Source organism: Nitrososphaera sp. AFS, from assembly GCF_009898475.1.
In the GTDB taxonomy this organism is placed as follows: domain Archaea; phylum Thermoproteota; class Nitrososphaeria; order Nitrososphaerales; family Nitrososphaeraceae; genus Nitrosopolaris.
Genome location: NZ_QURE01000121.1, coordinates 7,944 through 21,142, shown reverse-complemented (window position 1 = coordinate 21,142; position 13,199 = coordinate 7,944). Strand labels below are relative to the sequence as shown.

The window sequence follows — 13,199 nt, the reverse complement described above, 5'->3', positions numbered from 1 at the left end:
TTGTCAGAGATTCATTCAACCATCTGTAATATCCCTTGAGAAAGCACTTAAAATTAAGCTTGGAAGGTAATAAAAAATTATGTTAAGCTGGTCTCATCGTGCATCAAGAATGTACGCAATTTTTCGTATACCAGAGCTGTTTTCTCAACAAACGGTGAATGGCCTGCATCTGCTATCGTTGCACAGTGAGCCTGTGGAAGTTGCTGTTGGAACTTGTAATAATATTTTATCGGTATTAAATTGTCCTTTTCACCCCATATAACAAGACAAGGAATATCTTCAATTTGTTTGAAACCTGTTGGATCGATTTGTGTTGTTGTGCTGTTGTCGAACGCTACTTCAAACGCATGTTTCGCGCCTGGCTTTTCAATTGTGTAACCGAATAAATCAACCAATACAGGAAGCAGCCTTGAAGGACTTGCGTATAGGTCCTCCATTACTCTTTTGATTCTTTCATGTCTTGATAATGGATTAAGGTCGGTTGCTGCAGCGCGATAGGCCTTTAGTAGCTGACTCGGCGCCTCAAGCAGACCCGAGGGATCTATCAATACAAGTTTTTCTATCATTTCTTTATTCTCTATAGCAACTTGAGCAGCTATATACCCACCCAATGAGTGACCTACAATACTTATCTTTTTTTGCTCCTTATCCATGATTCTGATTCTTTCAGTAAGGAAATCAACAATAAATTTACTGAGTCCCTTGATTGTATAATCCGCATTCTGTGGTTTTTCACTTGCACCAAAACCTATTAAATCAACTGTTATTGTATGAAAATATTTTGACAAGGCCTCTGGAATGTCTCCCCACCTCATTGATGAGGCTCCAAGTCCATGAATAAATAACACATGCGACTTTCTAGTGTCTCCATATTCCCTGTAAAACGTACCGACTCCTTTCACAGTTGGAAGCAGCATTTTTGTCAAACATCAGAATTAGAGGTCAAAACTTAATATGTTCTGTGATCCTTTTTTCCTCTAAATTCACTTATTACCAAGTCTATGTATTGTTTCACTTCGTTATCATCTAACATTGAAGATTCTACTGCTGTTTCTTTTCCCATAGCATCTGCCTGTTTATGCACTAGTTTTACCACCTTTCGTATAATCTCCGCATCCTCTTGTGCATTGCCTAACGTATCTAATAGAGCATACTCTTTAGCATATTTTCTGGCCAAATGACGCAATTCTGCATCTTGGGCCACCGACATTGCGACAGAGTATATTCCTATGCTAAAGAGAAAAGAAGCAAGCACAAGGAAGGCACGTTGGATTGCTCCAAAGGGCGGATAAGAAGAGTTGGTTATCCAGTTATTAGTCGCTGGAGAAACTAAAATGGTTGATAAGGCTGCTATAATCAAATAGTTAATGATCTTATTACGAGAAGAGGTGATCTGCCGTCTAAGAGTTTTTGCTACTAAAAGATATGCAGATGCTATTACAAAGTCAGCTCCAATCCATCCTGCGGTACCTATAACCCTAAAGAGAAAGAACTGAGGGAGCTGATATACCATTACACCGCCAGTGTTTGCCAATAATTGAGGACCAAATATTCCAGTTAAAAAAAGTACAGGTGGTAAAATTATAACTGTCCAAAGCGTTGTTCTTCCTATCTGATCCTTAAAATAACGAAGGAAAAACGCAACAGCAACTGTTTCTGCGATAGCAATAGCAAAAACTTGAGGTACAAGGAACGCATAGAGATGAATCACAAGTTCTATACTGGATAAGTGTCTGCTTGCCATAGAATTGCTAGAGTGGTAATATGGATCTATGTATGATGGTCTTGAATAGACTAATTCCTTTGTATCAAATACAGTAGCAACTATCATACTGATGCAAAAGAGCATCGATGATACAGCAAATGCCAATATCATGATGTTGCGTCGTTTGTTGGTACTCGACTTGAACCATGACAAGAATTTGTAAGTGCGAAAACCAAAGAACAAGATGGCTACTCCAGTTATTAAGACAATTAGAAGCTGGAGGTAAGTGCTGTATTGTGAAAAGAACACCATTTCAACGATGATAGCTGTAAAGATGACTACAAGTGCATAAAGAAAAAGAGGTGTTGCCTTGTAGAGCCTATTAAAAAATGAAGGAGCCTGAAGGTCTTTGCGCAATACAGCCATAAAATCTCTAAGGGCATACAGACCTGCAAAGAACACAGTGATACTCATTGTTATGAATAATATTACACCAAAAGAAGAATTAAGAGGCTTTCCCAAAACGTCAAGAAAGGTGCCAAAAATTACATCAGTAATTATCATGGCCCAAACAATAAACGTCATCAAGTAAGTTTTTTTGTTAAGGATACTTGTGGTGACTATCAGTGTCATTCACACTTCATTCTATTCTTGAAACCTAGTATATCCATGTCAAAGAGGACCGAGTTCGACAGTCGCCAACGCGGTGAAGGGATTAGTATATGCATAGAACTTCAATGTCGTATTCTTCACCGGTTTCTAGTATGTTAGGGGCTTTTTTACCTGACTTTTGTAGGCAGTACTGAACAGATTTACCTTGATCTTTGGTGGTATTAATTGTTACAATGGTATATTTACATTTGCTGTAGGCTATAAAGTGATCGGTATCTCATCCTCAAGTATTGTATTTCAGGTTAAGTAAGGCGTACCGTCACCTTCCGATGACGACTAAAGTATGTTGGCAAAATCATGTATAGTTCAGTACCCCCTCGGTATATGTGTGGTATGACGTGTCACAATGTGTCACAATGTCTCACGCTAGTCTTTACGAAGTGTAAGACTATACCGAGTGAGAGAAAAGATAGTATGTGTAAGAAGCTTATTAAGAAAACTATTTGACATAGACGACAATCAAGAATCTCATATGACTGTGAGCACCAAACTTTTGGGATAGTGACAGAGTAAACTCATTAATTTCCGTCGGTCTAGCAGATGAACTTAGGGTACTTCTCGACCTTTGAGCGGTTCTTATTATTAAGGCAAACATAAGAATCGAATAAGACAAAGAACAGCAACTATTTTGGAAAAGAATGTTGATTGTAGATGATGACAACTTTCAAAGCTGCCATAGAACACTAGCTATTGCAGAAACGATCTCAACATGAGCATTGAAGTTCAGACACTCAATAACCCAGTGGTTGTCAGAATTCATGGCGTTTGGTGTAAGCCCCATATACAATTTGTCAGAGAATAGTACGTTGCCACTAGCGATAATTAATCATCGCGCATCATACCGATCAATCTGAACTAGTTAATCGATGATAAACACCTCACCGTTACAATAGCGATAAACAAACATACGCACTTCAGTTCCTTGCGAACAACGAGTTAAAAGAGTTAGTGTGCAAGTCTATTACGAAGATGAATGATAGAACTCAGATAGATAAAGAGACGAATAGCAATCGCATATATCCAAATTCGAATCTCAATAAAATTGAAAATGAAACTATAGTAACTGTCAGACTTCCAAGGACATATTATAGAAGTGCTTGTGCAATGGCGCATTTGTCAGGCTATTCTTTTGAAGAGTACGTGAATAGGGCAATTAGACAAAAGATAAAGATGGAATTAGATGGAGCAGGCGAATTAGAACTAGAACTAAACGTAGGTACCTTCTACGAGAATATAAGACAACGACAACGAGAACAGAATAAAATAAAATAAAATAAAATAAAACTAGCAGATAGCAAGCTGACTTGTATGTGGTCGATTAGATTATTTGTTTGATATAGACTTTAGGATTGTTTAGCCCTACGGCCCGATTCTATTTTCAAGCTTCTACATCCTCGCTGGCTCAACTAGAAGAAGGCTAGGTTCAGGGTGTGACAAGCCATACCTTTCAAGGTCCTATGGGTCATCCCAGCTCCCCTGATTAAAATCTTTAAGATTTCTAATCTGATAGTAGCGGTGCTGAGTTGAGGTTGGTTCCTTTTTTCCGTTGTGGCCAATGTGGAACTTCGTACATGGCACATGCGAAGTACTTAAGAGCATTTTTACCTAATACTTATTTCGTGACAGCTCATTTTCAGATTCAAAACCACTGACGCGTGGCTCTTTTGCGTTCCTTCCTTGATTTGTAACTTCTGCGGCGGGTTCGCTTGTGTTTAGACTCTATAGAATTACTTATACTGAAAATAAATTGCGGTAACTGGATAGACTTCGTATTTTGTCTTGGCTTTATTTATGAATTCTTCTATACCATGGGTGATATCGCGAATCCACATAAAACATACCTTCCTCATAATCACACTTCATAGCTATACCATTGATACTATGGCTCTAACTGTGCTTCTCCAAGAGTTTATCCTATCATTCATACTTTGTAATTGGAAAGGGCATTTTCTAAGATAAGTAAACATAAGATTTATGAAGTGCCGGCGAAGAACTAAACATTTTGAAAAAAAATTGCACAGTCGACGCCGCCCTCCCCTTGGTGAATCTCATGGATGGTAACTTTGGCTAGCTTCGCATGTTCTTTCCAACCCAGCTGCATGAAGTACAACCTATCTCAGACGTCTCTCCCTGTGGAATCACATTCAGAATTTCAACTACTGACTGGCGCTTACAGACTGGACATTTCATCATTGTTTTCATGTCTTCATGTCATCATGTTACTATTAAAATACACTGAATGTCCCACTGTGTCCCACGGTCACTAACTTAATCGCTGATTAGTTATTGAGTGAGCTTGACTGACTTCCCTCTTGGCTGTATCGGCGTCGGTGGAGCAACTGACCTATTTGAATTTTAGCCTCTCCATCAATCGTTTGTGAAACCTTGAATCCACGAATCATTAAAAATCGCGAATACAAATCATAGTATGAGTTAAAAGTTAACTTATAAAATCAGAAATCGAGCGTTGTTTCATGTCTTGATGATGTTACGAGTGGAAATGAGAATATTGGGTCTTTATTCAAAACAAATTCATGAAATTCCTTGAGTATGATTTCCTCATCACCTTCAAATGAAACATATGGTACATCTTTATGGCGAGCCCTAATCTGTTTGATTTGATTGGTGTCAAAATCGCGATGGATGTTAAAATATAACATAGAAAATGGTGATGGCGCGCATATATCCTCCTCAAAGTTGGTTATGCTAATCAGTCTGAAAGTATTCTCATTATACTCTACGTCGGCTTTGTTGATTGGTTCGAATTTTAAAAATAAATTGGATAATGCGTATTTGATTTATCTTTGGAGTAGTCAGACTTGCCGGGCAGAATACGCTATCATAAAAATGGCCTGCGGATTTTCCATGCCCTCGGCTTTATGTGCCGACCTAATATTTTCTGCTATCCTGTTAACAGCGGTATATTTTCTACCTTGAGTGTTGGTTTCTTTCTCACTATTCTTAGTGATACTTCAAGTAAAAGCAATGTTGGTACAAAACCCGATGCGACCCATGAAATAGATTCGATTATTTCCATAGAGGATGGTGCGAGTATGCGACATATTAAGTCTCGTCATTGCCTTCAGAAAATATAACCGTTCAATTAATGTATTCAGCACAAGCGATCCAGCAGGCTTTGGGATGTTAAGGATCCAACGGATACAAGAAGCGCTTGGATTGTCCAGGCCAGCATCCAGAACGATGAGGTCTGGATCCTAGCAGTATGTCCAACATAATCCAGTCCAATGATGTGCGTATTACCCTTGGATTGGACTGGAAAATTATGTCCGAGCCTGGATTTGGGCTGAATAACCTTGGTTTTAGGACTGGATGAAATAGTAAGAGATCAAAGCCTGTCCAATGCTCGTCCAGCGGTAATACATGGCGAGGGGGGCTACATTCAATATTGGCTCACCATAAATTGAGTCTTCAAACATATATGCTGCTTGACTCCATTGTCTAACGGATTATACATATGGTCATGCTTAAGATTAAGGATTAAATCAGCGTAATGGGTGAAAGAAACGCTTTATGTTATGTTGACTGGGTGTTTAAAGTGGGTGTTAGGGAGCTACAACTGACGGCACCGCTACTAAAACTAATCTGAACATGACTGAAAGTAGATTGACTCGTAGCAAGACTTCCACATGCAGATTGACTCACCCGGGTCATCAAATAAAAAGTCTTCCACTCAGATTATGTCCAAATCATGGGCTGAAATCCTAGTACGAAAAATACTTTCACGCTAATGTTCCCTTAGCCAAAATGGTTGCTAATCTTCGCCGCCACCACTACCTTCTCCGCCGCCTCCGAGTCCTCCTTCACCAGATCCGCCGCTGCCACTTTCAGCACCGGCACCGCCACCACCAATCTCTCCACCTGAACTACCACTCCCTTCTGACGGTGGCGATTCAGAAGGGGATGATGAAGATTCAGGAGATTCAGCTGTAGATGGCGATTGTTCACCAGGATTTCCAGATTTACTTTCAGCAGATGGTGTTTGTTCAGAGGGCAGATCTGATTGTGGTACCGGCGTTTTTGAGTTCAAAACTTGCTGTTCATCCTGTGGAGTTACGGTGCTTAAGCAATCATCGCAAACATTTGGACGAATGAATGAGCCTGGATAAAACAAGCCCAAACCGGGACCAAATAATGGGAACGGGACGTAATAATAAGAGTAAATAGGAAAGTACCCTCCAAAATGAGTTGTTTCACTCTGTACCTGACAGATTTTTTTCGTTTTATCGCATTGCGCCCCTACTACCTTGGTAGATGTCGATTGATAATATGCAATTACCAACGCAGAGATTACTGCAGCTACGATAATCGATATTACTATTTTCGAACCTCGTTCCATTCTGTTACTTTTATAGTAGTATGGTTTGATATTTGGTTTTTGGCATAGAGGGGAGTGACGGAAGTTATTCAATTATAATATTTTGGAAAGTTCCCGATTTTCTAATGGGCGCCAATCTGTTAGAGCAAGTTACCTATAATATAGAATATTATCATATCGCATGATAGTAACCTGGTTTTCCCCAACTAGAATAGTGCTTGAAATAACCAAAGTGCCGGAGTGGCTAATTGGAGTGCCTCTAAGAAGTGTTGCTTTCACCCAGAAAATCAGAAAGAGTGCGCTGCTTCTCGAGTAGGACCTAACTCTATGTTCTCACCTTCCTTGTCGTCCCACTTGGCATATTTCTGAAGATATTCGCTGTGCCTATGAAACATACACATTCCATTATGATCTATTGCGAGGAGTTTCATTGGGATTTTCGAATAAGAATGAATGGTGAGTGATTGATTGCTTCAGGAGTTATTGCGACGAATGGCCTGAGTACTCTGGTTTATAACCCAATACATCCAATCAATATTATTTTTGACCCATTGTTAGGTTAAAAACATAATCGCTATCTTGAACTCATCTAACCATGATGAAGTCTTTACCTTTCTATGCTCTTGTTTTTAACTCTTCGTAAGCACACCTGTGCAGTAGTCATAACTTACAACCTTCAATTACATCAATTAATCCAGATTGCTGGTGGGAATGTAGGGTTTGAATATACTTCCAACCTGATTGTTGCAGCAAACTGGAGTATTCATCAATATTCCTTTCCTTTCCTGATGCTACACACATCATATGTATATCAAATAGCTTTGAGAAATGTATTTCACCTGGGCCTGGAACTACATGCTCAGCAATAAATAATCTTGCATGCTTAGGAGAAGATCGATAGACATTGGATAGTATACTTACACATTCTTCATCACTCCAGTCATGAAGAATCATTTTCATAATATATGCATCTGCAAAAGGGATTTCGCCATTAGTGAACATATCTCCATCAATGTAAGAACATCTCTCACTTACTCCTAATTTGGATGCTAATAATTGTTTCTTGTTACTGATCACTGCTTTCAACTCCAGTACTGTTCCACTTACATGTGGATACTTTATAAGTAAATTCCCAAGTAAATGCCCAATGCCTCCTCCAATATCGCATATATCGTGAATATTAGAGAAGTCATACTTATCCAGTGCATCCAATACCCAGTTAGTTTGAATAGAAGAATAACTACTCATTGCTTGATTAAATACTTCTCCATAAGCCGGATTTCTATCTCTGTATTCGAATATTTTATAGCCAAATTCACGCATGAATGCATTTTGTTTACCCTCCTTTATCATTGCCGGTAAATGTTTCCAAATGGCATAGTGCTCTGGTCCTTCTTCTAATAATGTTACTCCTCTTAGCGTTTGTGGGTTATCCTTACGAAGTAATTCGCCTTGCGGAGTTATTGAGAATTCTCTACGATCAGGATGTTCCTTTAAGAAACCCAATGAAGATAAGGCTCTCAAAAGTCTATAAGCCAATACATCATCAAGATCAAGTTCACCTGCTATATCAGCCGTACTTTTGGCATAAGATGATGCACAATCGAAAATCCCTAGTGTTACCCCTGCATACAGTATCTGACTTTTCCATCTACCAAAAATGATATCTAGGGTTTTTTCATAATTAGTATCTGACATAAACAAATATTGTGCGGTTAAAGACACAGATAAGTTTTTTCACATAAAGCTCCTCCCATAAAAGCTAAAGCTAAGGCTACCTATGAAAAAACAACAAACGACGATAAACCGTAGAGCATAAGTAGTCGAGATTCGGAATGCTGTTAGCAGTTGTATTTTCTGCAGGTGGTGGATTCGTATTTGGCACAGTAGTAGGATATACCATGAAGAAAGTGATCATACTAGTTGGAATAATTATCGGGATGTTCGTGATTGGTCTCATACCTCTCATACGGAGTGATAGAAAGATGTGAAATGGGATAGAAATGCAGAATGCAACGGAGGACGTTAACAATCATAGCAGGACCGGTTATCCATACATTAAATAATAATGCGTCACAACTCGCGGTACAATAAGCTACAGTTGAAATACTTGTATCGACAGAGTTCGAATTCATACTAGGACTTATGCTTGGACTAAAGAGAGGATAATCGCCGTAAGTGAGACAGTGAAGGCTTCAAGAGGTGCTAATCTAAACAAACAGGGTTTGTCTAGAACTTCTAGTATAATAACAATCGTAAGATTGATTTGGGGACTCTGCTGAATATTACTTTCTCATTAGACTAGATTCGATCAAATGAAGTTAAAACTCTAATTCTTCATAGCTCAATCTGCTACTTATGAGAGGACGAATGGATAAAATAGTTAGAAAAAGAGAGATGATTAGGGAATTTGATGCCATGACTTCCCTTCACGGCTCGTAATGACTCACGGTCTATGTCTAACGGTAAACTAAAAATATGAAAGATCTCAAAGATCTTACGGTTGCAAAATAGAATTGAAATCCAACCATTTTTTATACTATCCAACTTTTCGACTCATTTCGTTGTGTAATCATGTGTCAAAAGAAACTATCTTCACTGATTTAGCCGTAGCTAGTATTATTCCATTATTAGTACTGTTGGCATTCCTCAACCCACTTCAAGCTTTGGGAGTATCACCGTCGTTTGAACTTCAAGAACTGATCAATGAGAACCATAATTGGGTTCAAACATATGGCAATACTGAATCTCATCTAAGGTCTAATTACACCGACATAAAAGCGGTTGATTATATTAGCGATGGAAAGACTTTGAATGCTACTATTTGGTTGGCTGCAGGTCTTAGGAATTCTAGTCTTGCTGTCTTCAATCAACCAGATAGAAAGGTTTCTTACGGTATGCTTATTGATGCCGACTCCAACACAAAAACAGGATACAATGGAGCTGATTATGATTTATATATAGAGTTTATTGGAGGAAAATTGAGTGGGTATCTATATCAACTGTCCTCGACTGGTGGCTATAGATTAATAGGATCAAAAATAAACTTCTCACAGCCTGTTGCTGATTCCGATGTCATACCGGGCTCAGTCCATCTGTCATTAGGGCTAGACGACATAAATTACCCTAGCGATTATAATCTGCTATTTTACTCTGCCGAGTCATACAAGTCCAATGAAGTTAGACAGTTTACTAGTTGGGTGAATGTTCCTCCTCCTTCTCTTCATATGACTACCTCTCCAAACAATATAACGATAAGGCAAGGAGAAGAACAGCTAGTCCCAGCTAGAATAAAGTCGACTACAGGTTTTTCAAATGATGTTATTAATATAACCCTGGCTGGTAATTTCAACAAGAACTACGAGTCAGAATCAGGCTTTAACTCCAGTGAAGTACATTTTGCTATCCAGAGGAACCAACCACCATTATTCAAATTATCTGTTCCCTCACAAACTCCATTAGGTATTTACTCTGTACCCCTAGTGGCAACTATAAGGGAGCCATCTATAGCTACGATAACGAAACCAATATCTATCAGCCCTAGAGGGGGATTCATTGATCCGGAGTTTGAATTATCTAAAAAATATCCAACTGTGGGTTATATAACAAAGCCCATAAGCCTAACAGTTACAGTTATAGCGCCTAAGAGTATTGCGGATCTCTTTAAAGATTTCTGGGGCACATATGGTCAATTCATAGGTATCTTCGCAGGTGCATTCATAGGTGCATTTGCAAAAGTGCTTTTTGACAGAAGAAAAAAGAAACATGAATATGCAGAGTAGATGGAAAACTCTTACCATTATGATGAATAATGAAAACGATGTAGTATATTTGTAGTATATTTGTAGTATATTTGTTATTTGTTATATTTGTGCTTTTGAGCACAGGATAGCGCGAAAAATCACTAGAGACATGTTATGGTATCGATAATGCATTGTTGCTTCCTTAATGCAAGTATTCCTTCACGCTTTCCATATTGATATTTTTCCTTAAAGACTGAACATGTACTAGGGAAATCTTGACAGACATGATATCGCTAGCGATTTGAACATGATTCGACAAAAGAGGCACTACAGCACATCCATTTACGCTTGATGTATCGGTGTGGCTTGTGCTCGTGGAATTAGAGCACCCATAAGCACTTAAAATAGACATGTTAGTGATCAGATGCTGCTGTCACAAGAACAGTGATTCCACTTATCCAAAGTGATCTGTTTATGCTTGTTTGCCTTGCCTTCGACAGGTACTATTAATGAGACCTATAAGATAAGACTGAATTATGTTTTTGAGCCATATTCTGAAATTGGATAATTAATAGGCGAGAAATAATTTCCGAATTAGTTAACCAAGCCCGCGGCAGTCACTCACATTTTGGTGCCACAATTTATTTTGCCATTCGGCGTAACCAATCCGCAATTTCTTGATTTGTTTTCTTCTGCTCGCGATCTAAACTCATTATTCGTTCGAATACATAACCCGAAATCATTTTGATCAGTTTTTGCTCGTACTCTGATTTTTTCTTGTGATCATCCCACCAATTTTCGTAATCTTTCGGCTTAGTGCGATTTTCAGAAAAGGCGTCCCACCCGAGAACAGACATAAGTATGCCAATCACACTTCGTTGGTTGTATGGCTTGAATTGACCATATTTTGTTTTCGAGTCGTCTATGGTCTCAAGAGCAATAGCCGCAAGTACGAGCTTTTCTGAACCCGGAAATTCTTTAGATCTCTTGAATTTTGAGTCTTCTTTGCTGAGTTTAATCGATTTGCCGCCTTTTATTCCAGGTAACAAAAATAATCGATCCATGTTTGTTCTTTATTATGCTATTGTATAAATGAAATTTGTAAAATTAAACTGAATTATGTTCGTTAATCGACAAGAAATAATCCAAACCAAGGATACTTCTACCGTTCTGCAGTCATTCCTTTTCGGCTAGCGATTTTAAAATCCAACAATACACCAAGCTGATCTTTTCATCTCAAACGTCAACACGAATATAACTCCACAAATGGGGACAAATGATGCTAGATCTTTGTAAATTTTGTTTGTAGACTTTCTGGGATATATCGAATCAAAAGATAAGAACAGTAACAATATTCCTAGACAAAAGAAGGTCTTATTCTTATGGTATCATTTGATCTGTGTCTCATGAACAAACAAAATCGATTACGAGTCAACAATATTGCATGGAATATTACTATTAGTTTACTAGTCCTGAATTGCTTGTAGAGGTACTGAGGTACTGACGCATCACTAGGATCCATGACGAGATGCAGATGTTGTTAGAACGCGCTTAATTGTATAGAAAATTATTGCTAAGACTAATAGAAATGGTTAGCCTCATCTCAGAGCAGCAGTCTGAATACAAATAAACGCGAAGTGGGGGGCATTTTATACCATTATCCATGAATGTCGGTTGTTTTCCTATATTACAGAAACAGGGGGGAGAAAATTATTAATTTGCCGATAACTGGTCTATATGTGTGATAAAGAAAATAGAATTGATTATACCTAGGGAGCGTCTTAGAGAAATCAACGATATGCTTCATAAGCATAAAGTAGGTGGTTTAACGTTGTACGAAATCCATGGTAGAGGCCGCTCTGTTCCGAGACCTGACGTATCACGTGATTCCACTTCGAAAAGTCACATCGATCCCACTTTTGGTGAACGATTCAAGTTAGAAATACTGGTTGATAGTTCACTTGTGAAGCCAATAGTTGACGAAATGTTTCAGCTGCCCAATAAGAGTCCCGCTGACTATATCAAGATATTTGTTTCCGACATCTCGGAAGCGCATGATACAGGCACAAAGAAAAGCGGTAGCGAGACGATATGAAAAAACCAGCAACTATTTTTCTTTCGGACTAAAGAAATTTAGAAGCCGCAATTGCTCATAGTGATGGTATTGCATCTCAAAAAATACTTCCAAGTATTTTTAGTAGGTCTATGATAACTAGGTTTGATGTTGATGTTTATTTCGCCATCAACCAGCGTAAGCAATTCTGTCTGAAATTCGCTTACAAAATCGGCCACGTCGTGACTTCTTATTTCAATTCCTCTTGCTGACTGAACACTTGACTGAACAACCTTGAATCCAGGAATGGATAGAATAGCAAAAGATCTAAATCCATACAAGGTTTGTCCAGCCTTCTGCTGAGAATCCATAGACCATCCTTTTTATATTCTCGGTTTGCTCCGCCACTTCGATAGCATTTACTCGCCTTATAGAATGGCATCTAATATTTTACTCAATTCGGCCTATCCTTTAGAATGAATTGGGTATTAACATGAAGTCTTTGATGGCTAAATATTTCAACATATCCAAGTCGCAATATCTCTGTTTTACAAGATGGGGGATAAAATATCCACAAAAAGAAACTAGAGATATTTTGTTTTTGGCTCGCGAAATGATTGGCTCTATAATTCTATAAAAACGCCGAATTTAATTATAATTTATGCAGTGCATAACAAGGAAATAAAAACA

The 13,199-nt window shown here is 38.4% G+C and carries 12 protein-coding genes; 4 read left to right on the top strand and 8 right to left on the bottom strand.

The features are described 5' to 3' along the window. Nucleotides 1-77 precede the first annotated feature (77 nt). Nucleotides 78-917 carry an alpha/beta fold hydrolase gene (locus DYY65_RS10800; protein WP_236561800.1) on the bottom strand — a complete coding sequence of 280 codons (840 nt, stop codon included), beginning with the start codon at nt 915-917 and terminating at the stop codon, nt 78-80. A gap of 32 nt (nt 918-949) precedes the next feature. Continuing rightward, nucleotides 950-2,338: a hypothetical protein gene (locus DYY65_RS10795; RefSeq protein ID WP_162477969.1), complete on the bottom strand. Its 1,389-nt coding sequence runs from the start codon at nt 2,336-2,338 to the stop codon at nt 950-952. Between the two features lie 1,008 nt (nt 2,339-3,346). On the opposite strand from DYY65_RS10795, the gene DYY65_RS10790 reads away from it, so the two are divergent. Then, nucleotides 3,347-3,649, top strand: a complete 303-nt coding sequence (locus DYY65_RS10790; protein WP_162477968.1) for a hypothetical protein — start codon at nt 3,347-3,349, stop codon at nt 3,647-3,649. 1,181 nt (nt 3,650-4,830) lie between these two features. Here DYY65_RS10790 and DYY65_RS10785 read toward each other — a convergent pair. The 4 genes from DYY65_RS10785 to DYY65_RS10770 all read right to left on the bottom strand — a co-directional run bounded on the left by DYY65_RS10785 (nt 4,831) and on the right by DYY65_RS10770 (nt 8,438). Next, nucleotides 4,831-5,037: a hypothetical protein gene (locus DYY65_RS10785; RefSeq protein ID WP_162477967.1), complete on the bottom strand. Its 207-nt coding sequence runs from the start codon at nt 5,035-5,037 to the stop codon at nt 4,831-4,833. A 242-nt stretch (nt 5,038-5,279) separates the two neighbouring features. Then, entirely contained in the window at nt 5,280-5,414 is a 135-nt protein-coding gene (locus tag DYY65_RS12790; RefSeq protein WP_255457515.1) for a hypothetical protein, read from the bottom strand. Between the two features lie 735 nt (nt 5,415-6,149). Continuing rightward, nucleotides 6,150-6,806, bottom strand: coding sequence for a hypothetical protein (locus DYY65_RS10780; protein WP_162477966.1), 657 nt, complete (start codon nt 6,804-6,806; stop codon nt 6,150-6,152). 567 nt (nt 6,807-7,373) lie between these two features. Further along, nucleotides 7,374-8,438, bottom strand: coding sequence for a methyltransferase (locus tag DYY65_RS10770; protein ID WP_370519357.1), 1,065 nt, complete (start codon nt 8,436-8,438; stop codon nt 7,374-7,376). A gap of 110 nt (nt 8,439-8,548) precedes the next feature. Here DYY65_RS10770 and DYY65_RS10765 point away from each other — a divergent pair, with 110 nt between their 5' ends. Together DYY65_RS10765 and DYY65_RS10760 are read left to right on the top strand one after the other, a co-directional pair. Beyond that, nucleotides 8,549-8,704 (top strand): hypothetical protein, encoded by a 156-nt coding sequence (locus DYY65_RS10765; RefSeq protein ID WP_162477963.1) that lies wholly within the window; start codon nt 8,549-8,551, stop codon nt 8,702-8,704. Nucleotides 8,705-9,289: 585 nt separating this feature from the next. Beyond that, entirely contained in the window at nt 9,290-10,495 is a 1,206-nt protein-coding gene (locus tag DYY65_RS10760) for a hypothetical protein (protein WP_162477962.1), read from the top strand. 602 nt (nt 10,496-11,097) lie between these two features. Here the strand turns inward: DYY65_RS10760 and DYY65_RS10755 are convergent. Beyond that, nucleotides 11,098-11,505, bottom strand: coding sequence for a hypothetical protein (locus DYY65_RS10755; RefSeq protein WP_201449469.1), 408 nt, complete (start codon nt 11,503-11,505; stop codon nt 11,098-11,100). 692 nt (nt 11,506-12,197) lie between these two features. Here DYY65_RS10755 and DYY65_RS10750 point away from each other — a divergent pair. Continuing rightward, nucleotides 12,198-12,551, top strand: a complete 354-nt coding sequence (locus DYY65_RS10750) for a P-II family nitrogen regulator (protein ID WP_162477960.1) — start codon at nt 12,198-12,200, stop codon at nt 12,549-12,551. A 38-nt stretch (nt 12,552-12,589) separates the two neighbouring features. On the opposite strand, the gene DYY65_RS10745 is transcribed toward DYY65_RS10750, so the two are convergent. Continuing rightward, nucleotides 12,590-12,880 (bottom strand): hypothetical protein, encoded by a 291-nt coding sequence (locus tag DYY65_RS10745; RefSeq protein ID WP_162477959.1) that lies wholly within the window; start codon nt 12,878-12,880, stop codon nt 12,590-12,592. Nucleotides 12,881-13,199: the final 319 nt, after the last annotated feature.